Annotated in this window: 16 protein-coding genes, 2 tRNA genes and 2 rRNA genes; 11 read left to right on the forward strand and 9 right to left on the reverse strand. The window is 42.6% G+C overall.

Features of this window, described 5'->3' with window-relative positions; translation table 11 throughout:
* Window positions 1-24 precede the first annotated feature (24 nt).
* The 5 genes from AACL30_RS15530 to rraB all read left to right on the forward strand — a co-directional run bounded on the left by AACL30_RS15530 (window position 25) and on the right by rraB (window position 3,989).
* A 23S ribosomal RNA gene (locus AACL30_RS15530) occupies window positions 25-2,935 on the forward strand.
* A 70-nt stretch (window positions 2,936-3,005) separates the two neighbouring features.
* A 5S ribosomal RNA gene (rrf, locus tag AACL30_RS15535) occupies window positions 3,006-3,121 on the forward strand.
* Window positions 3,122-3,185: 64 nt separating this feature from the next.
* Window positions 3,186-3,262 (forward strand) — tRNA-Asp (locus AACL30_RS15540).
* Window positions 3,263-3,270: 8 nt separating this feature from the next.
* Window positions 3,271-3,346: transfer RNA gene (locus AACL30_RS15545), tRNA-Trp, on the forward strand.
* A gap of 232 nt (window positions 3,347-3,578) precedes the next feature.
* Window positions 3,579-3,989, forward strand: a complete 411-nt coding sequence (gene rraB / locus AACL30_RS15550) for a ribonuclease E inhibitor RraB (RefSeq protein ID WP_339057265.1) — start codon at window positions 3,579-3,581, stop codon at window positions 3,987-3,989.
* 63 nt (window positions 3,990-4,052) lie between these two features.
* Here the strand turns inward: rraB and dsbC are convergent, their stop codons facing one another.
* The 6 genes from dsbC to thiB all read right to left on the reverse strand — a co-directional run bounded on the left by dsbC (window position 4,053) and on the right by thiB (window position 10,355).
* Window positions 4,053-4,586, reverse strand: a complete 534-nt coding sequence (dsbC, locus tag AACL30_RS15555; RefSeq protein ID WP_339057266.1) for a bifunctional protein-disulfide isomerase/oxidoreductase DsbC — start codon at window positions 4,584-4,586, stop codon at window positions 4,053-4,055.
* A 49-nt stretch (window positions 4,587-4,635) separates the two neighbouring features.
* The gene (gene xerD / locus AACL30_RS15560; protein ID WP_339057267.1) at window positions 4,636-5,538 is read right to left on the reverse strand and encodes a site-specific tyrosine recombinase XerD; all 903 of its coding nucleotides are present in this window, start codon (window positions 5,536-5,538) and stop codon (window positions 4,636-4,638) included.
* A gap of 115 nt (window positions 5,539-5,653) precedes the next feature.
* A complete protein-coding gene (gene nadA / locus AACL30_RS15565; protein WP_339057268.1) occupies window positions 5,654-6,715 on the reverse strand; it encodes a quinolinate synthase NadA in 1,062 nt (353 codons plus the stop codon).
* A gap of 214 nt (window positions 6,716-6,929) precedes the next feature.
* Window positions 6,930-7,640: a thiamine ABC transporter ATP-binding protein ThiQ gene (gene thiQ / locus AACL30_RS15570; protein WP_339057269.1), complete on the reverse strand. Its 711-nt coding sequence runs from the start codon at window positions 7,638-7,640 to the stop codon at window positions 6,930-6,932.
* Window positions 7,627-9,234, reverse strand: a complete 1,608-nt coding sequence (gene thiP, locus AACL30_RS15575) for a thiamine/thiamine pyrophosphate ABC transporter permease ThiP (protein ID WP_339057270.1) — start codon at window positions 9,232-9,234, stop codon at window positions 7,627-7,629. Before thiP ends, thiQ begins: the two co-directional genes overlap by 14 nt.
* Window positions 9,210-10,355, reverse strand: a complete 1,146-nt coding sequence (gene thiB, locus AACL30_RS15580; RefSeq protein ID WP_339057271.1) for a thiamine ABC transporter substrate binding subunit — start codon at window positions 10,353-10,355, stop codon at window positions 9,210-9,212. The genes thiP and thiB overlap by 25 nt, the downstream gene beginning before the upstream one ends.
* A gap of 216 nt (window positions 10,356-10,571) precedes the next feature.
* Here thiB and sgrT point away from each other — a divergent pair, with 216 nt between their 5' ends.
* Window positions 10,572-10,712 carry a glucose uptake inhibitor SgrT gene (gene sgrT, locus AACL30_RS15585; RefSeq protein ID WP_339057272.1) on the forward strand — a complete coding sequence of 47 codons (141 nt, stop codon included), beginning with the start codon at window positions 10,572-10,574 and terminating at the stop codon, window positions 10,710-10,712.
* A 628-nt stretch (window positions 10,713-11,340) separates the two neighbouring features.
* Here sgrT and mscL read toward each other — a convergent pair.
* The 3 genes from mscL to AACL30_RS15600 form a co-directional block, all read right to left on the reverse strand.
* Complete coding sequence (gene mscL / locus AACL30_RS15590) at window positions 11,341-11,736, reverse strand: large-conductance mechanosensitive channel protein MscL (protein ID WP_339057273.1); 396 nt, start codon at window positions 11,734-11,736, stop codon at window positions 11,341-11,343.
* Between the two features lie 255 nt (window positions 11,737-11,991).
* Window positions 11,992-12,435, reverse strand: a complete 444-nt coding sequence (rimI, locus tag AACL30_RS15595) for a ribosomal protein S18-alanine N-acetyltransferase (RefSeq protein ID WP_339057274.1) — start codon at window positions 12,433-12,435, stop codon at window positions 11,992-11,994.
* Window positions 12,404-12,817 (reverse strand): DNA polymerase III subunit psi, encoded by a 414-nt coding sequence (locus AACL30_RS15600; RefSeq protein WP_339057275.1) that lies wholly within the window; start codon window positions 12,815-12,817, stop codon window positions 12,404-12,406. The genes rimI and AACL30_RS15600 overlap by 32 nt, the downstream gene beginning before the upstream one ends.
* A gap of 236 nt (window positions 12,818-13,053) precedes the next feature.
* Here AACL30_RS15600 and rsmC point away from each other — a divergent pair, with 236 nt between their 5' ends.
* From rsmC to AACL30_RS15625, 5 genes are all read left to right on the forward strand, one after another.
* On the forward strand, window positions 13,054-14,097 hold the full coding sequence (gene rsmC, locus AACL30_RS15605; RefSeq protein WP_339057276.1) for a 16S rRNA (guanine(1207)-N(2))-methyltransferase RsmC: 1,044 nt from the start codon (window positions 13,054-13,056) through the stop codon (window positions 14,095-14,097).
* Between the two features lie 101 nt (window positions 14,098-14,198).
* Window positions 14,199-15,434 carry a beta-ketoacyl-ACP synthase I gene (gene fabB, locus AACL30_RS15610; RefSeq protein ID WP_339057277.1) on the forward strand — a complete coding sequence of 412 codons (1,236 nt, stop codon included), beginning with the start codon at window positions 14,199-14,201 and terminating at the stop codon, window positions 15,432-15,434.
* A gap of 365 nt (window positions 15,435-15,799) precedes the next feature.
* The gene (locus AACL30_RS15615) at window positions 15,800-17,497 is read left to right on the forward strand and encodes a hypothetical protein (RefSeq protein ID WP_339057278.1); all 1,698 of its coding nucleotides are present in this window, start codon (window positions 15,800-15,802) and stop codon (window positions 17,495-17,497) included.
* Window positions 17,498-17,555: 58 nt separating this feature from the next.
* A complete protein-coding gene (locus AACL30_RS15620) occupies window positions 17,556-19,244 on the forward strand; it encodes a hypothetical protein (RefSeq protein ID WP_339057279.1) in 1,689 nt (562 codons plus the stop codon).
* 32 nt (window positions 19,245-19,276) lie between these two features.
* Window positions 19,277-19,747, forward strand: coding sequence for a methylated-DNA--[protein]-cysteine S-methyltransferase (locus AACL30_RS15625; RefSeq protein WP_339057280.1), 471 nt, complete (start codon window positions 19,277-19,279; stop codon window positions 19,745-19,747).
* The last annotated feature ends 229 nt before the right edge of the window (window positions 19,748-19,976 follow it).

Raw genomic sequence — 19,976 nt, forward strand, 5'->3', positions numbered from 1 at the left:
TAGTAAGACACTTTCGGGTTGTGAAGTTAAGTGATAGAAGCGTACAGGGCGGATGCCTAGGCAGTCAGAGGCGAAGAAGGGCGTGCAAATCTGCGAAAAGCGACGGTGAGCTGATAGGAAGCGTTATTAGCCGTTGATACCCGAATGGGGAAACCCAGTGCAAGCAGTTGCACTATCGTTAGATGAATAAACTAGTTTAACGAGGCGAACCGGGAGAAGTGAAACATCTAAGTACCCCGAGGAAAAGAAATCAACCGAGATTTCCTGAGTAGCGGCGAGCGAAAGGGAAGCAGCCCAGAGTGTGCATCATTGTTGTTATCAGAGGAAGGGTCTGGAAAGGCCTGCGAAAGAGGGTGATAGCCCCGTACTCGAAGGTAGCAATAGTGTGAGCTCGAAGAGTAGGACGGGACACGAGAAATCCTGTTTGAAGAAGGGGGGACCATCCTCCAAGGCTAAATACTCCTGACTGACCGATAGTGAACCAGTACCGTGAGGGAAAGGCGAAAAGAACCCCGGGAGGGGAGTGAAATAGACCCTGAAACCCTGTACGTACAAGCAGTGGGAGCCTGAATCATACGCGAGTGTGGTAAGGGTGACTGCGTACCTTTTGTATAATGGGTCAGCGACTTATATTCTGTAGCGAGGTTAACCGAATAGGGGAGCCGTAGGGAAACCGAGTCTTAACTGGGCGAATAGTTGCAGGGTATAGACCCGAAACCCGGTGATCTAGCCATGTGCAGGCTGAAGGTTGGGTAATACTAACTGGAGGGCCGAACCGACTCCTGTTGAAAAAGTAGCGGATGACGTGTGGCTGGGGGTGAAAGGCCAATCAAACCGGGAGATAGCTGGTTCTCCCCGAAAGCTATTTAGGTAGCGCCTCGTGGGTTAATCTTTGGGGGTAGAGCACTGTTTCGGCTAGGGGGCCATCCCGGCTTACCACCCCGATGCAAACTGCGAATACCGAAGAATGTGACCACGGGAGACACACGGCGGGTGCTAACGTCCGTCGTGGAAAGGGAAACAACCCAGACCGCCAGCTAAGATCCCGAAGTGAGGGTTAAGTGGGAAACGAAGTGGGAAGGCGAAAACAGCCAGGATGTTGGCTTAGAAGCAGCCATCATTGAAAGAAAGCGTAATAGCTCACTGGTCGAGTCGGCCTGCGCGGAAGATGTAACGGGGCTAAACCCTCCACCGAAGCTGCGGCAGTAGCGTTGGAGACGACGTTATTGGGTAGGGGAGCGTTCTGTAAGCCGTAGAAGGTGAGCTGAGAGGCGAGCTGGAGGTATCAGAAGTGCGAATGCTGACATAAGTAACGATAAAGCGGGTGAAAGACCCGCTCGCCGAAAGACCAAGGGTTCCTGTCCCACGTTAATCGAGGCAGGGTGAGTCGACCCCTAAGGCGAGGCTGAAAAGCGTAGTCGATGGGAAACGGGTTAATATTCCCGTACTGGTTGTGACTGCGAAGGGGGGACGGAGAAGGCTAGACTATCCGGGTGACGGTAATCCCGGTTTAAGCGTGTAGGTGGAAAGAGTAGGCAAATCCGCTTTTTCATAGACACTGAGGCGTGATGACGAAGCACTTAGGTGCAGAAGTAGTTGATGCCCGGCTTCCAGGAAAAGCCTCTAAGCTTAGGTTACAGTCAATCGTACCCGAAACCGACACAGGTGGTCAGGTAGAGCATACTAAGGCGCTTGAGAGAACTCGGGTGAAGGAACTAGGCAAAATGGTGCCGTAACTTCGGGAGAAGGCACGCTGGCATTAGGTGAGGGGACTTGCTCCCTGTAGCTGAAGTCAGTCGCAGAGACCAGCTGGCTGCAACTGTTTATTAAAAACACAGCACTGTGCAAACACGTAAGTGGAGGTATACGGTGTGACGCCTGCCCGGTGCCGGAAGGTTAATTGATGGGGTTAGTAGAGATACGAAGCTCTTGATCGAAGCCCCGGTAAACGGCGGCCGTAACTATAACGGTCCTAAGGTAGCGAAATTCCTTGTCGGGTAAGTTCCGACCTGCACGAATGGCGTAATGATGGCCAGGCTGTCTCCACCCGAGACTCAGTGAAATTGAAATGGCTGTGAAGATGCAGTGTACCCGCGGCAAGACGGAAAGACCCCGTGAACCTTTACTATAGCTTGACACTGGGAGTTGAAACTGACTGTGTAGGATAGGTGGGAGACGTTGAAGCGATGACGCCAGTTGTTGTGGAGTCGCCGTTGAAATACCACCCTGTGAGTTTTGGTTTTCTAACTCAGCGCCGTAATCCGGTGCGAGGACAGTGTCTGGTGGGTAGTTTGACTGGGGCGGTCTCCTCCTAAAGCGTAACGGAGGAGCACGAAGGTTAGCTAATCACGGTCGGACATCGTGAGGTTAGTGCAAAGGCATAAGCTAGCTTGACTGCGAGAGTGACGGCTCGAGCAGGTACGAAAGTAGGTCTTAGTGATCCGGTGGTTCTGAATGGAAGAGCCATCGCTCAACGGATAAAAGGTACTCCGGGGATAACAGGCTGATACCGCCCAAGAGTTCATATCGACGGCGGTGTTTGGCACCTCGATGTCGGCTCATCACATCCTGGGGCTGAAGTAGGTCCCAAGGGTATGGCTGTTCGCCATTTAAAGTGGTACGCGAGCTGGGTTTAGAACGTCGTGAGACAGTTCGGTCCCTATCTGCCGTGGGCGTAGGAAGATTGAGGGGGGCTGCTCCTAGTACGAGAGGACCGGAGTGGACGCATCACTGGTGTTTGGGTTGTCATGCCAATGGCATTGCCCGGTAGCTACATGCGGAAGAGATAACCGCTGAAAGCATCTAAGCGGGAAACTTGCCCCGAGATGAGTCTTCCCTTGAGGGACGTTTAAGACTAAGACGTTGATAGGCTGGGTGTGTAAGTGTGGTGACACATTGAGCTGACCAGTACTAATGACCCGATAGGCTTAACTTCACAACACCGAAAGTGTTTTGGTTTACGCGCTTGTTAACAGATTAGCTGTGTACGCAGCATACAGAATTTGCCTGGCGGCTATAGCGCGGTGGCACCACCTGAGCCCATTCCGAACTCAGCAGTGAAACACCGTTGCGCCTATGGTAGTGTGGGGTCTCCCCATGTGAGAGTCGGTCACCGCCAGGCACCCAATACCACAAGCCTCTTGTTCAATGCCAGAGGCCTTTTTCTCGAAAATCAAAAAATCGGTGGTGCGGTAGTTCAGCTGGTTAGAATACCGGCCTGTCACGCCGGGGGTCGCGGGTTCGAACCCCGTCCGCACCGCCACCCTAACTAGGGGCGTAGTTCAATTGGTAGAGCACCGGTCTCCAAAACCGGGTGTTGGGAGTTCGAGCCTCTCCGCCCCTGCCAAATAAAAATCCCCTGCATAAGCAGGGGATTTTTTGTGGTTGGCGTTCGTAAAATGTGAGTACATTGAGATTTTTTATAACCGACAGAGCCGGCATTCAAGGATTAGGCTATGTTGCTCCCACCATTTTAGCCAGCGATTAGAGAAACATTTGAAAACAGGTATGACCGAAATTGACCGCCCACTTCAGCTTACAACAGTTAACACCTTCGATTTGCTACTAGAGATGACGACATGGGAAATAGTGAAGAATGGGATAATCAGGCTGAACATACTCGGCAGATTATTGAGGAATTGATTAATGATGGTAGTGATTTGCGTGCATTATATATGATTGAACATCATTTTTCTGCTCATGATGCGGATGTGCTGAAAATTGCCGCTGCGAGTGCGTTTCAGTTGGGGTATGAAGTCACTGATACTGAGGAGCTAAAACTTGAAGATGGTTCGATTATCTTATGTTTTGATGCTATTAAAGGAACTACCCTTGATGCTGAATTGATCGATATCCAGGTAGTGCAATTAGTCAATATAGCTAATAAGTGTAATGTTAATTACGATGGATGGGGTACATATTATCAAGATCCTAATGGTGAAATTGATGATGAAATTGAATGGCTTGGCGATGATGGTAAACGTCATTAAAAATTAATTATAATTTAATCTGTAAATACTGACTAAATTATAATTATTATAAGGTATAGGAAACTAATTTTGATTCAATCGTCTATTTAATGCCTCTGGTACGCTATAACCCGGCAGTATCGTACCATTTTCCAGTAGGATTGAAGGGGTACCTTGTACACCGAGTTCAATGCCTAAATTATAGTGTTTAGCTAGATCTATTTCGCAGGACGCCGGAGAAATAGTTTCACCTTTCATGGCATTATCCAAAGATTTTTTCCGATCAGCAGTACACCAAATCGATTCCATGACCTTTGCTGCTCCCTTTTTTTCTCTTTCCTTTGCTTCTTCCTTCCAATTCCGTGGAAATGCTAAATACTGAACAGTAATTCCTAAATCATTATATTCTTTCATTTTATTGTGCAATTTGTGGCAAAAACCACAGCTAATATCAGTAAATATGGTAACCACATGTTTCTCTTTTGGTGCCTTGTATATGATCATTTCATTTGCTAAGTTTTTTAGTCTGGCGTCAATAGATTCATTATTGATATTAGCGTAGGAAAATTTAACGAATAAAAATATCAAAATCGGCAGTAGTGGTAAAACTTTTTTCATGGTCTTGTCCTATGTTTTAATTATTTCTATTAAATTATAACTAACTTTATTATGCGCGAGGATGGTGTCGTTGATGTAGCTGTTTAAGCCTTTCAGTTGCTACATGAGTATAGATTTGTGTGGTTGATAAATTACTGTGTCCTAATAACATTTGTACTACACGTAAATCAGCTCCATGATTTAATAAATGTGTGGCAAATGCATGACGTAAAACATGAGGTGATAGTCGTTCACTGTCAATGTTAGCAAGGATCGCATAATGTTTAATACGATACCAGAAAGTTTGACGGGTCATTTTTTGGCATCGATTACTAGGAAAGAAAGCATCTAATGCTTGGCCATTAACCAACCAAGGACGCCCGTGCTCTATATATTGCTCAATCCAGTATAAGGCTTCTTCTCCTAAGGGCACTAATCGTTCCTTGTTGCCTTTGCCAATGACGCGCAATACCCCTTGACGTAGACTGATATCACTGATTATTAATCCAACCAATTCAGAAACACGCAAACCAGTGGCATAGAGCACTTCTAGCATGGTTTTATCACGTAATTGTAATGGAATATCTACATTGGGGGCATTTAACAATGCTTCAACTTGTTTTTCACTTAAATCTTTAGGCAAACGTTGTGGTAATTTAGGTGAAGAAAGTAATGCAGTGGGATCATTGATCCGTAGTTTTTCACGATATAAATATTGAAAAAAACGTTTCATGGCACTGAGTAAGCGTGCTGAGCTGGTCGCTTTATAGTGACTATCAATTCGTTCGGCAAAAAAGCGTTGTAGATCGAGCACCTGTGCACACAATAAATGGCTGCCATGCTGTTGTAACCAATGCGCCAGCGTCTGTAAATCTAGTCGATAAGATATTAATGTGTTTTCAGCTAAATTCCGCTCGAGCCATATGGCATCAAGAAATTGTTCAATCAACTCAATATCATTTTGAGGTTGCATGCAAAATTCTCAGCATGGATATGACGGTATTGGCTTAGTACTTTAGCCAATTAATAATATTGATTTATGTAGTGAATATCGTCTGACAGCGCAGTATAGAGAAATAGGAGAGTCTTTAAGCATTCTCGCTGGTTGGTAATTTTAGCCGGTTAGCAAAATCCAACATACGGTTTAAAGGGACTAGAGCCTGCTGACGTAATGTATCATCTATACAAATTTCATGCATTAACCCCCCTTGTTCTAACCCTTCAGCAATGGCTTTAAAACCATTCATCGCCATCCATGGGCAATGAGCACATACTTTACATGTGGCACCTTCACCGGCAGTCGGTGCTGCATATAATTCTTTATCTGGACATGCCTGCTGCATTTTGTAAAAAATACCTCGATCAGTGGCGACGATCAATTTTTTTTGCGGTAGGGTTTTAGCCGCTTGAATCAGTTGGCTGGTTGATCCAACCGCGTCTGCCATTTCTATCACTGCCTCAGGTGATTCAGGATGAACCAATATAGCTGCATCTGGATGGAGTGTTTTCATCTGTATGAGCCCTTGGATTTTAAATTCGTCATGCACGATACAAGTAGCTTGCCAACACAACATGTCGGCTCTGCTTTTTTTCTGTACATAATGTCCCAAATGTCGATCAGGAGCCCAGATGATTTTTTCGCCACGACTATCTAAATATTCAATTAATTCTAGCGCTATACTTGAAGTAACGACCCAATCTGCTCTGGCTTTTACTGCTGCGGAGGTATTGGCATAAACCACGACGGTACGATCAGGGTGGCTATTACAAAAAGCGGAAAATTCGTCAGCAGGACAACCCAAATCCAGAGAGCACTCAGCATTGAGTGTTGGCATAAAAACACGTTTTTCTGGATTGAGGATTTTGGCGGTTTCCCCCATAAAACGCACCCCGGCAACCAGTAGAGTAGAGGCTGGGTGAGAATTGCCAAAGCGTGCCATCTCTAAAGAGTCGGCAACACAACCCCCAGTTTCTTCTACCAATGCTTGTATTTCTGGATCGGTATAATAGTGGGCAACGAGCACTGCGTTTTGCTTTTTTAACAATTTTTTAATTTTTGCACAATAGAAAGTCTTCTCATCTTCCGAGAGTGGAGCCGGTTTCGCCGGGAAGGGATAGATAGCTTTATCTGTATCAAAAATATGATTCATGATCTATGTTCTCTCTGACCAAGATTAGAGCCTGTAAATCTGTTCACCGATGTAAAGGAGATTTCGAATAGGCTCTTAGAGCAATTACTCAACGTTCAGCGGTAATTACCATAAAACTTAGGGAAAAATTATCCGCCTGATGATAAAAAAAAGATATCATTTTTTGCAATATTTCCTTAATTGGACTATTTGAAATCTATCGGGTTTGTATAAGTTAGGAGTGGTTGATAGTATCGATACCCAGCACTTTTGCTTCAGATACCCTCCCTTCGATTATTGCTTTTGTTGAGCCATCGTAATATATCCCTCCATCAACAATCAATAACGTACGTTCAGCAATATGCGCCGCATCATTGATATTATGTGACACCATCAGCAGCGTCAGTTGACGGTCAGTGCAGAGCTGCTTTATTAATTGTAGCATTTCGTTACGTAATGCCGGATCAAGTGCAGAAAATGGCTCATCTAGTAATAGAATGGGTTGACTACGTATCATACAACGCGCTAGTGCTGTCCGCTGACGTTGTCCGCCGGAAAGCTGTGCTGGTAAACGATTTAAATAGGCTGTTAATCCAACCTGCTCAATAATTTGCAGAAGTCGCTGGTGTTGTGCTGCATTCAGTTTCAGGCCTGGGTGTGATCCTAAAGCGATATTTTGCTTTACCGTTAAATGAGAAAACAGGTTATTTTCTTGAAATAACATGGATACCGGCCGGTTGGCTGGTGGGGTTAAGGTATGATTTTGATGATTTAATAAGATATGACCACTACTTGGGATTAAAAATCCAGCAATCAAATTAAGTAAACTGCTTTTTCCCGCTCCACTGGGGCCAAGAATGGCCACACGTTCACCCGTTTGAATGTTCAGGTTAAAGTGTATGGGTAAATTGTGGGATAAATAGGTAATTTTTCTAAGTGTGATCACAGGGGCTCGCGAGTCGTTCTATCAACGTAAACAGCAAAAGGCAAAGTAATAACAATAGCAACGCAGTAACGCCTCCATCCTGGCTACGGTAAGCGTTTATTTGTTGATATAGGTAAAAAGGCAGTGTGCGGAACTCTTCATCGCCAAAGAGAGCGACTATGCCAAAATCTCCCAATGATAATACACAAGAGAAAGCCAGGGCTTGTGTTAATGGGCGTTGCAGTGCTCGGCATTCTATCTGGCGTAGGCGTTGCCAGCCGCGGATATTGAGCGATGAACATAATCGGTTATAACGTTGTGCAAGATCCTGCATTGGGTCAGTTAACACTTTTAAGCTATAGGGTAATGCCATCAGTGCATTGATAAAGATAACTAATCCATAAGACGACTGGGATAGTAGATAACGATCCTTCAGCAATAAAAAAAAACCGGTGGCTAAGACAACACTTGGTGTGGCTAAAATCATCATACCACTGATTTCCAACGTTTGTCCGTAAGCAATTTGTTGGCGCAATTTTAATTCACGACTACTCCATAACAACATCATTGTTAATACCAGACAAAGTAAGCTAGCACTGATTGCAATTATTAATGATGTAATTAATGCTTGCCATAATGCTTTTTTTTGCAGCACTTTTACCAGCGCCTGATTACAGCCATCAATCATTACCGCCAATAGAGGGGGAAGTAAAAATAATAAAAATAGGCCAATAAATAAGGTATCGCTGATACATTGCCATCGATTATCTTGCGGATCACGCCAATATTGCTGATGAGTATGACCAATCGTTAGCAAGTTATTTAATCGTTGGCTTAATAAGACTAAGCCTAAACAACAAGTCAATTGTATCAATGCCAGTATAGCCGCTCGTTCTAGATCGTAGTCGTAACTCAGCGCCTGATAAATAGCCAATTCTATGGTTGTCGCTTGCGGTTCTCCACCTAGCGCCAACACGGTCGCAAAACTAGCAAAACACAACATAAAAATCAGCGCGCTCGTTGGCAATATCTGGCGTCGTAAATAGTGCCATTCAATCCAGCGAAAATATTGCCAACTATTCATCCCAAGCTGAGCCGCCAGCTGGCGCTGTTCAACGGCAATGGCGGCCAATGACTGTAATAATAGTCGGGTTGCAAGTGGCAAATTAAAAAAAGTATGAGCCAATAAAATGCCAGGCAATCCATAGATCGAAAAGCGGTATTCGATGCCTAACCAAGCAGATAACTGCGCTAACCACCCTTGATTGCCATAGACACTTAAGATACCAAACAGTGCCACTAATACAGGGAGCACCAATGTCATGGCACTGAGACGCAGCAACCATTGTCGGCCTGGGAAACGCCTTCGGTAAAGTGCTCGCGCTAGAAAAATGGCGGGCAGGATGGAGAGTAACGTTGATAGTAGCGCTTGCCAAAAGGTAAAACGAATCACATGCCATAAATAGTTATCGTGCCATATATTTTGCCAGTTGCTAGTCTGCGCATGTTGCCAGAGGGTAGTAAAAATTAAAATAATTAAGCCGAATAATAGACTGGCAGTGAATAGGCCAGGAAGTAACCAACCTGGAATTAATGACTGACGGCAGTTTGCCATGCTTGGATCCATTGAAGACGGTTTTTTGCTATTTCTTTAGCAGGGTACTGTAATGCCTTCGGTGGTACGGCTAAAGAAGTAAAATCTACGGGGAGGGCTATTTTTATTGCTGGATACATCCAATTACCGGTAGGAATATGCTGCTGAAAAGCGGGAGTCAGGATGAACTGCATAAAACGCTGGGCTAACTCTGGTTGTTTACTGGCGGCCAACTGGCCTGCGACTTCAACTTGTAGATAATGTCCTTCACTAAAGTCTGCTGCCACGTAATTATTTGTTTTTTCTGCTATTCGATGATAGGCCGGAGAGGTTGTATAACTTAAGACTAAATCACTCTCACCCTTGAGAAAAAGACCATAGGCTTCGCTCCAGCTTCGAGTGACAGTAACGGTTTTTTTCGCTAATTGTTGCCAAGCTTGAGGTGCCTGTGCTCCGTATACTTTTTGCATCCATAGTAATAAACCAAGGCCGGGACTACTGGTACGTGGATCCTGATAAATGATTCGCCACGGGGTGCTGCTTTCGACCAGTTCTTGTAAACTTTTAGGCGGATTTTTTAATTTATTTTTGTGATAGATGAAAGCAAAATAGCCGTAATTATAAGGAATAAAGATCTTATTGTGCCAGTTTTCCGGTAGTGCCAGTGCTTGAGTATCGATAGGATTGCTGGTAAACAAACCTGTTTGTTCGGCGATGTGCAATAAATTGTTATCTAGACCGAGAACCACGTCCGCCGGACTATTTTTCCCTTCCATCCGTAAGCGGTTAAACAAAGAAATACTGTCATTGAGTGTCACCCATTTAAGTTTACAATGGCATTCAAGCTCAAAGCTTTTTTTTATAGCAGCTCCAGACCCCCCGTCGGCGATAAAAGCACTGTAAGTATAAACTGTTAGCGTGGGTAGTTTTGTTTCGGTAGCAGAGAGCGGGGTAGCAATGAGTAATAGGTGGAAAATAAAAAGCTTAATCACTTGATATTCCTTAAAAATATATCTATCCCCTTCGCCTTTCAAGTTACGGCGGCGTTGCAGTGATCTCTCATCCTCTGTCATTACTATCCCCTTCGCCTTTGAAGCCTGGCTGCGGGTGCTTGCCTCATCAGGTAGTATGTCTACGCTCATCGGTCGCCCGCCCTGGCAGCCGAAGGCAACTTCAAAGGCGAAGGGGATACACTCCTGGGATTCGATTGATTGCTGCTTTGCCGTAACTCGAAATTCATTGTGTATACTTTTATAAAAAAATGAATAGATTAAATAAATATCGTAGCAACAGGCTTCAATTTATCTTTTTATATACTACGCTTATAATTATTGGTAGGAAAATTATAACAGGAATTTATGAAAGCGTACTTATCGAGACCCTTCTATAAAAATTATTTTTATGCTAATCGGCAGGTTGATTGGCTGCCTTGGGTATCAACCGATTGGCGCTTAAAAACTTTAGCACAGCTGGTTCAATGGGATGCTATGCAGAAATAACAATTACACTCAATACGATTTTGTAAGCGCCTGTTTTAATCAAATAATAAGGAAGAATGGTATTTGGCACTGATGAAAAAGGCACTGCCTGAACAGTGCCTTTGGGTTCGTTTTATAGCAATCCAGCTAAAAATAGTGCTCCTTGCTTCATCCTTGAAAACTTATCCTTTAATGGTTATCCTAACCCGCAGTCCTTTGCATTTTTGTAGCGTCCTAGCATTAATCCTTCTCTTCTATCTCCTAGTAATTTAAGACAATTAATATAACTATATTTGACTTATACTACTATCACGGTTACGTCGTTTATACTCCGTATAATACCGTTCTTACTCAGGGATTAATCGAGCATCCATTTATCTCGACAGCGATCAGTGATAACAATAATGATATCGCATAGCTCACCCGATCCCATTTACCTGATACCAAGATAATGGATTAATTAACAAATAGAGGCAATATACTGTAAAGATTCTTATGTATATTTTTTCCTTATTATAAAAAAAATATATTTAATATAATGATTTTATTAGAAATAAATATTAAATGCTGAATCTGTATTTTATAAAAATAAATGATATCTTACAGTTAATGTAAGATATATCTTACAAGTGAGGATGTTGGAGGGGGGCTAAATTTTATTTTTCAATAAATCACGAATTTCAGTTAATAACTTTTCTTCAGCGGTTGGCACTGCTACCTCTTCGGTTTGTTTTCGGCGCCAGTTATTCATTAATTTCATTGCGGAAAAGATCGCTAATGTAATAATTAAAAAATCAAAAATATTTTGCAGAAACAAACCATAACTCATAATAACTGCTGGGTTTGTACTTTCAGCTGCACGCAGGATAAAAGCAAATTTTTTAAAATCAATTCCGCCGATTAAAAGACCTAACACAGGCATAATGATATCGGAAACCAATGAGGAAACAATTTTTCCAAAGGCCGTACCAATAATAACCCCGACGGCTAAATCAACCACATTGCCGCGCATGGCAAATTCACGAAATTCCTTTATAAAGCTCATTGATCCTCCTATTTTAATTAAAATGATGGAGATCCTTTAGTGCCTATTCGAAATCTTCTGTGCTTGCTGATATAACCAAATCATTTTAATTTTATTTTGTGTTGTCGTCGCTTGCCGTACTATTTGTACTGTCTGCGCACTTCCGCTTTAAATCAAATTAAACTGATTCGGCTATACAAAGAAGCTTTTGAATAGGCTCTAAAACGTTATTGATTAATATTAGCTTGGGATCAGCTATTGTCGAAAAATTTTTAACTAGGCCAAAGATAACTTCATAATAACGGCATTTTCACTTCCTTTAGTGCAAGGATAATAGTTTTTCCGCACTGAAACTGCTTTAAAATTTAAGCTTTTATAGAGAGCGATAGCGCCTAGGTTTGATTGCCGAACTTCAAGCCAACATGTCGCCACATGACGTATTATTAGCTGTTTAATGAGATACTCAAGCAGTAAGCGCCCGTAACCTTGGCGCTGATATTGCGGATCAATGGCAATATTAAACAATGTTGCTTCATCAATAATGAGTTGTGTCATGCTAAATCCTGCTAAGCAGTGATTAACACTTAATTTATAGTTGAGATAATGTTCGCTGTGGTTGCTGGCGAAAACATTTTTAGTCCACGGAAAAGCATGGCTGGCTTGCTCAATCTGGTAGGCTTCTGCTATATCAGCTGGCGTCAGGATAGAAATCTTTTTCATATTGACAAATTTGTTGCCAGAGTGCTCGTTTGGCGTGTCCATTTTGATAAAGTTCATTCAATACTGGACTTTGTAAGTGCACTTGAGCATCTGTTAAAGGTTCATGATCCCCTAGATACCAATAGTGGTATTGCCTATCTTTGGGTATCACTGCAAGTTGATTTGGCGTTAAGCTGTAAGTTTGCTCAGGAGTGAGATGTAAACTCAATAACAGATCACAAAATAAAGGATCCTGATGTTGAGGAGGTGATTGCGCTACGATAAGTAGGCGAACATTTGAGGGGATTGGTATGGTAGCTTCGCCCTGCAAAATCGCCGGGCGTCGAAGTTTCCATTGTGTAATGCCAAGCTGTTGTAAAAACCAATCTCGTCTCGATGTCATTGATTTTTCTATTATCCTATTAATAGGTGGCGCTTTATTTTGGTGCTATGTTAACAAATCTTATATCATTGCGGTATGAAATCATCTATACCCTTCGCTTTTCAAGTTACGGCGGCGTTGGCAGCTCGCATTCATCCTCTGTCATGTACTACCTGTACACAGATTCGCTTGATTGCCGCCTTGCCGTAACTCGAAATTCATTGGGTATAACACTCCATTTTAGGATAATAATTTTCATGTCAGTATTAACCCCTGCCAGTGAAATGATATTGCGCCACAGTAATGAATTTACTGAGCGTCGGGTTTTGTTTGCCGGTGATTGGCAAGATACATTGCCTGCGCAGTTCATCGCTGCTACTGTCCTAGCTCATACTAATCAATACCATCATTGGCAATTATTAAAACCTATCTTAGAGGATAAGGTTACATTTAGTTTTTCAGCAGATAAAAAAAGTGTTGCTGACTGTAATACGCTCATTTATTTTTGGCCTAAAAACAAACAAGAAGCCCAATTTCAGTTATCCAACTTGTTGGCTTTATTCCCTGTTGGAAGTGATATTTTTATTGTCGGAGAAAATCGTAGCGGTGTACGTAGCGCGGAAAATAAGCTGTGGGAGATGCTGGAGCTGAGTAAAATCGATAGCGCCCGTCGTTGCAGCCTTTATTATGGTCGCTTAGATAAAAAGATTAAACACGATAATGCTATCTGGTGGGGTCATTATCATGTTGGTACTAGGATAATCAAAACCTTGCCCGGTGTTTTTAGTCGTGATGGACTCGATCCAGGCAGTCAATTATTGCTTTCTTCTTTTACTGAGCAGGTGAAGGGAAAAGTGTTGGATATTGCTTGTGGTACTGGGGTTTTGGCCTGTGTGTTGGCGCATCATTCACCTCAAATAAAACTCACGCTCAGTGATGTCAGTGCTGCTGCGCTTGAAGCCAGTCGTGCCACTTTGGCGATTAACAATATTGACGCCGAGGTGATCGCCAGTAACCTCTATTCTGATATTAAGGGGCGTTTTGATCTCATTATGGCTAATCCTCCTTTTCACGACGGATTAGCGATTAGCTTGCATATTGCAGAAAGATTGATTCGTGGTGCCTATGATCATCTCCGGATCGGGGGAAAATTACGAATCGTTGCCAATGCGTTTTTACCTTATCCTGCGCTGTTGGATGCCGTTTTTGGCAGCCATCAGGTACTGGCTCAGAACAGTCGTTTCAAAGTTTATCAAGCTGAGTTAAGTCATCAGCGCGATTTATCATCCCATCGAGCATAGGCAGTGATAAATTTTATTCTGATCGGACTTGTTCAGCGTACAACTGTAAGCTAAAGTGCGTGGCAATATCTTGGGTGTAATAAAATTTGAAGGGGTATGGAATGAAGCGTGCGGTGATCACTGGCCTGGGTATTGTCTCCAGCATAGGTAATAACCAGCAAGAGGTCTTGGCATCTCTGAAAGAAGGACATTCTGGCATTACTTTCTCAGAAGAGTTTAAAACCGCCGGAATGCGTAGCCAGGTATGGGGTAATGTTAAATATGATGCGGCAAAATGGGATCCTTTTAAGCTGATTGATCGTAAAACATTGCGCTTTATGAGCAATGCATCTATTTATGTCTATCTCGCGATGCAAGAGTCGATTAAGAATGCGGGGCTTTCTGATCAACAAGTGTCTAATTTTCGTACGGGTCTGGTAGTCGGATCCGGTGGCGGATCTCCTCGTAATCAAATGGTTGCCTGTGATGGCATGCGAGCTAAAGGCTTGAGAGGCGTTGGCCCTTATATGGTCACGAGAGCGATGGCCTCTGGCGTTTCCGCTTGTCTCGCCACGCCTTTTAAGATCAAAGGGGTGAATTATTCGATCAGTTCCGCCTGTGCCACTTCTGCCCACTGTATTGGTCATGCCGTTGAATTGATACAGCTAGGTAAGCAAGATATCGTTTTTGCCGGTGGTGGAGAAGAGTTGTGTTGGGAAATGTCTTGTGAGTTTGATGCCATGAGTGCGCTTTCAACCAAATACAACGACACACCTGAGAAAGCGTCACGGACTTATGATAAAGATCGTGATGGTTTTGTGATAGCAGGCGGGGGCGGTATGGTGGTGGTTGAATCATTGGAACACGCCTTGGCGCGTGGTGCACATATTTATGCAGAGATTGTGGGTTATGGTGCGACTTCTGATGGTGCGGATATGGTTGCTCCCTCCGGTGAAGGGGCAGTGCGCTGTATGGAGATGGCGATGGAGGGGGTGTACAAGCAATCCATCGATTATATCAATGTACATGGTACTTCCACTCCGGTGGGTGATACAAAAGAATTGCAGGCGATTAAAGAGGTCTTTGGCAATCAAACGCCCGCGATTTCCGCAACGAAAGCCATGACTGGGCATTCATTGGGTGCGGCCGGGGTTCATGAGGCGATTTACAGTTTGTTGATGTTGGAACATGGTTTTATTGCGCCGAGTATTAACATCGACAACCTTGATGAAGATGCCGAAGGGATGGATATCATCACCCAAATGAAAGAGATAGAATTAACTACCGTGATGTCTAATAGCTTTGGTTTTGGTGGAACCAATGCCACCTTAGTGATGCGTAAATACAACTCAAAATAGAAATATCCCCTTTGCCTTTCAAGTTACGGCGGCGTTGGCAGCGATCTCTCATCCTCTGTCATGTACCACCCTCCTGGGATTTGATTGGTTGCTGCCTTGCCGTAACGCGAAATTCATTGGGTATATAGCCGGAAAACAGCGCCGGCGATCCCCGCGTAAAATAATTTTGCAACGTCTTTTTTGCTACCAGGCTGATGTGTTATACCCCTTGTCAAAGGCGAAGGGTATACACCAGCCATCATTGAAGTAATTTTAATAACCCTCTTCATTAGATTACCTTTCATGACAATTAATGAAAATCGCATCACTATAATGTGTAACGAAATATTGATGCTTAAATTAATTGATGAAAGGGGAAGGTAATTATGGGTGAGATGGTTAATGTAGTGAATGCGAATCACAATAAAACCCGAAGTCATGTTCAATGCTATGAGTTAAATGGAAAATCAAATTCAGAAGATGAATTCTTTTCTGTTTCTCCTCTATCAAACCAGGCACCTATCCAAGAAAATAAACCTTCTCCTCTGGAGCGTTCTTTTGAATCATCAACGCAGAAAATTGAAGAATTAGGGCATCTATACACAGAAGTAAAGGGTAATCTTGCGCTAGTCAATTCAGAAGAACATCTTGCAAAAATAACATTGAGAACACAAGCTGTTAACGCTGATGTAAGCGAATTCACGGCGACAGCTGAATCCGCTATCGATGATTTACCGGAAGAAAAACAAGACAGCGTGCGTCAAAAGATCGCCGCTGAGGCAAAGGAAAGTGCGAATGATATGAACAATGGGGTTAAAATGTATCACAGCATAGCCGATGTTGCCATGAACAAGAATGTTAGTATGTATGAGCTTATAGTCAATACCATCAATGCTATTTCGAGAGGCAATATGGATCTGACATCGAAGGTGGCGAGTAAATATAACAAGTATAATACCGCGGTCAGCAATTTTATTGTTAACATGCATAAGCTAACGGAAAGTAAGGGCTCTGATGTTGTTATGAATCGCGCTAAAGTGGAACAAGAACTCCGCCAGTTAATAAAGGATTATAGCTCTGATCAAGATGCGGGGATTTTGTATTCTATTGAGCATGATAATGCTGAACAAAGCGAAGAAAATGAAAAAATAGCAATAAAGAAAGCAGAGGATCTGAGTCTGGATCCGGCTAATGTCGTGAAACAGAAGGGTAATAAATGGCTGGTGACGCTAGATACTTCGCCGTTAGATAAAATGTTAGAATCGCTGCCTAAATATAAAAATCAAGCAGATAAAGATAAAGCAGAAAAGCTGATAGGGATATTGAGTAGCAATGATTATAAAGAAAATATAAGAATTGCGGTGCAAGAAGGTGTTTGGGATAAATCCTATAATGATTCAAATTTTTTGGAGGAGATGGATCGTGATACACAAATGAAATTCGCATTATTGTTGCGAAAAAATCATGCATCGAATATAGAGGATGTGATAACGCAGGAGCAAGTAGATAGATTAGAGGCGTTAATAAAAGCTGGAGATGATTATGTAAGAGGGATTAAATCTCAGTCACGTATGGATATAGACCCTGATATTTTTAATGTATCATATAGCTTTTTGGCTTCTTATAAACATGGTGATTGGAAGAAATGGATGCCGGAACACCATCGTGGGTGGGTTGAGGGGGGAGAGGGTCAGACAGAGGACAATCCTAATCTTGTTATTAGATGGGGACATGTTAAGCATTATTTAAGAGAAACTAAAAAAGAATTTCTTCGCCAAACAATAGAGGAATTAACGGGTAAGGGGGTTGACATTGAGGCTACAAAAGCTGAATTTTTTAAGGATTTGATTAGCGAAGAAGTTGAAAAAAAACTCCCCAAAGTTTCAATGAATGCCTCTCAATACAATATTTTTAGTAAAGCATTTACCATGCTAGAAACACAAATAGAAACTGCAGCAAGTGCGGTAACCAGAAAAGCCGCGGGTGTTTTAACTAATATTGAAACATTAATACAAAAGCTTATGCAGAATCTGAAATCAATATACGAAACTTTTAATTCAGCTATTGCATCAATAAGGGGATAATATGTGCTTCCCAACGAAATTTAATTCTACTTCTTCTCGCTTAGAACGTTCAGCGAGTATGCCGATAATATCGACGACAGAGAGAACGTTCGATCTTATTAATGTGAAGCAGGGTAAGGTTCCATTCGAACATCAAACTACTGACCCAGCGAGATCTCCAACAGCGCCTTCAGCAGCACCTAATAACCAACCAAAAGTAGCGTTATCGGAATACGAAGCAAAAAAATGGGTCTCTGAAATAGCACGGGAAGGAATGGTAAAAATTTTAAATGATATCGATTCGAGTGGAGCATTATCGAAAAATTTTTTAGCGAAGCTAAAAGAGATTGATACAACTGATAAAATAGATTACTTGCAGCGAGATATTATTGAGCGTCATCTAAATGCTATCTTTTTAAATATAGTAAATTCTACATATACTAAAAAAGATATGAAAAAAGATGTCCAAAAATTTGTCAAAGAATTATCGAATGCGAAAACAAAGAAAATATATTCCGATTTGATGGGGACATCTAATACCGATTTCATAAAAACGACGAACAAAATAAGCAAAAAAACTGTTGAAGAAAGAACTAATGAAACGAAAGGAATAATGACAAAGGAAGACAAGAATTCTTTTGCAGCACAGCAATTTTTGTCAGGCTTTATAGCTAAGATAATGAATCCAAAACGTGCCGAAAGAATAGAAGCATCCTTAAACGTTACATTAACAAAAGAGCAACGAGAAAATCCCGAGTTTTTATATGGTAAGCCGGTTGCAACCTTGATTAAGCTTCTTACAGAAGAATTCATGCTATGTGAAAGGTTGGATGCTGATAAAGTAATAACTTTCCTTACGGTACTTGGAGGGAAGCTACTTACCCTAGAATATATGGAACATCCTCTTGCATCTGGCTCTGTAGAGGCTGGAACGAATACTGATGACAGTGTCGATAGTGTCGATGGAGATGAAGTGTCTTCTGATCCATCTTCTACTACTAATAGCATTCCGCCATTTCTACTTTTTCCAGAGGTACCCCCACATGATCCGGCAGATAATATAGGATCTGATGATGATACATCATCTGATGATGAGCCTGATGCTAAGGTGAAAAAAGAAAAGGGAAATGAAACACCGGAGGTGGGCGGTAGTAGCAAGCCCCGCCCAGCAGAGGTGCCTGTGCCTAAATCTAAAAAACCTAAAAATCTTCTAGTTCCTAGTGAAACTGCAGTAGTAGAAGAAAGAGGAGCACCTGAGGTTAAGATTGATAAAAACGTCAAACCTGTAGATGAAGAAGTCAGTGATACTAAAGATACGACGCCTAAATCAGTGCCGAAAGTAGGCGGGAAATGGGCTGAAGTCAAAATTCCCGACAAACCGCTTATTACCACCTACGGATCAGCTAACGGGATATACGCGCAACTTAGTCCGAGTCCGGCACCGAGAGTAGTAACAACAACTCAGTCTTTAGATAAGGTACCTGAGTCAGTGTCTGAAATAAAAAAGGGAGGTGTAATAGAGAGAGAGGGTTACGAGAGGCACTGGGATGGAAATATTAAACGCTTCCTATGGACAAAAATCAATAATAAGCCTAAGCCTAAGCCTAAGCCTCTTATTACCGCTTCCGGATCATCCAGCTCGTTCGCACACTCGAGACTTAATCCGGAACAGAGTAACAAGCCCCTGCCTGTTTACTCCGAATATACGAGGGAAGACAAGACATGGGTTAAACACAATGAGAGATCTCAACCTAAAGTAGATAGCTAACCTAAACAATATGTTCTGAAAAGATAACTGCTATGTATAATTATTATATTGATGCCCCATCGGGATTTGACGCTGATTTTATACATCTTCAAGCTACTGACATTGGCTTATGTACTCTGGCCTTTGTTAATGAAAAAAAAGAGCCGGTGAAGATCAACCGCCTTATATCAGAAGCGATTAGCGCGCTAGAAAATTATTTTGCTGGCCAGGGTAAAATCTTTAGGCTGAAGCTAGATGTTATCGGCACTGATTTTCAGAAAAGAGTCTGGTCTGAACTGAAAAAAATTCCTTTTGGCGAGACATGGAGCTATAAACAACTGGCGTTGGCCATCGGCTCGGCTAATTATTGTCGGGCGGTGGGGGCGGCCAATGGCAAAAATCCAATATCGATTATTGTCCCCTGTCATCGCGTGATAGGCAGTGATCAGCGTCTGGTAGGCTATGCCGGTGGATTAAAAACCAAACAATGGTTACTTGAGCATGAAAAGAAAATAAGTAGGTAAGAAGTCTAATTTTGCATCGTGCATAAAACTGGTGTAGATTACGCCAACAATCGAATAATTTATCTAACAAGGGTAGCGGTGATCACCGCTGCCCTTTTTTGTCTTTGGCACGAGGCAAAATATACCCTCCGCCTTTGAAGTTGCAGCTAGGCGGCAAGGGCGACCGACCGATGAGCGTAGACTACTACGTGATTCGGCGAGCACCCGCAGTCAACAACGCGGCGGCTTC

The sequence above is a fragment of the Candidatus Regiella endosymbiont of Tuberolachnus salignus genome (assembly GCF_964020115.1).
Lineage (GTDB): Bacteria > Pseudomonadota > Gammaproteobacteria > Enterobacterales > Enterobacteriaceae > Regiella > Regiella insecticola.

Coding starts and splice junctions, on each gene's coding strand:
- thiP (WP_339057270.1), bottom strand. CDS start 9,234: ATGGCAAACTGCCGTCAGTCATTAATTCCAGGTTGGTTACTTCCTGGC.
- AACL30_RS15615 (WP_339057278.1), top strand. CDS start 15,800: ATGGGTGAGATGGTTAATGTAGTGAATGCGAATCACAATAAAACCCGA.
- AACL30_RS15600 (WP_339057275.1), bottom strand. CDS start 12,817: ATGACATCGAGACGAGATTGGTTTTTACAACAGCTTGGCATTACACAA.
- nadA (WP_339057268.1), bottom strand. CDS start 6,715: ATGAATCATATTTTTGATACAGATAAAGCTATCTATCCCTTCCCGGCG.
- fabB (WP_339057277.1), top strand. CDS start 14,199: ATGAAGCGTGCGGTGATCACTGGCCTGGGTATTGTCTCCAGCATAGGT.
- rimI (WP_339057274.1), bottom strand. CDS start 12,435: ATGAAAAAGATTTCTATCCTGACGCCAGCTGATATAGCAGAAGCCTAC.
- mscL (WP_339057273.1), bottom strand. CDS start 11,736: ATGAGCTTTATAAAGGAATTTCGTGAATTTGCCATGCGCGGCAATGTG.
- AACL30_RS15620 (WP_339057279.1), top strand. CDS start 17,556: ATGCCGATAATATCGACGACAGAGAGAACGTTCGATCTTATTAATGTG.
- sgrT (WP_339057272.1), top strand. CDS start 10,572: ATGAAAGCGTACTTATCGAGACCCTTCTATAAAAATTATTTTTATGCT.
- rraB (WP_339057265.1), top strand. CDS start 3,579: ATGGGAAATAGTGAAGAATGGGATAATCAGGCTGAACATACTCGGCAG.
- rsmC (WP_339057276.1), top strand. CDS start 13,054: ATGTCAGTATTAACCCCTGCCAGTGAAATGATATTGCGCCACAGTAAT.
- xerD (WP_339057267.1), bottom strand. CDS start 5,538: ATGCAACCTCAAAATGATATTGAGTTGATTGAACAATTTCTTGATGCC.
- dsbC (WP_339057266.1), bottom strand. CDS start 4,586: ATGAAAAAAGTTTTACCACTACTGCCGATTTTGATATTTTTATTCGTT.
- AACL30_RS15625 (WP_339057280.1), top strand. CDS start 19,277: ATGTATAATTATTATATTGATGCCCCATCGGGATTTGACGCTGATTTT.
- thiB (WP_339057271.1), bottom strand. CDS start 10,355: ATGAGCGTAGACATACTACCTGATGAGGCAAGCACCCGCAGCCAGGCT.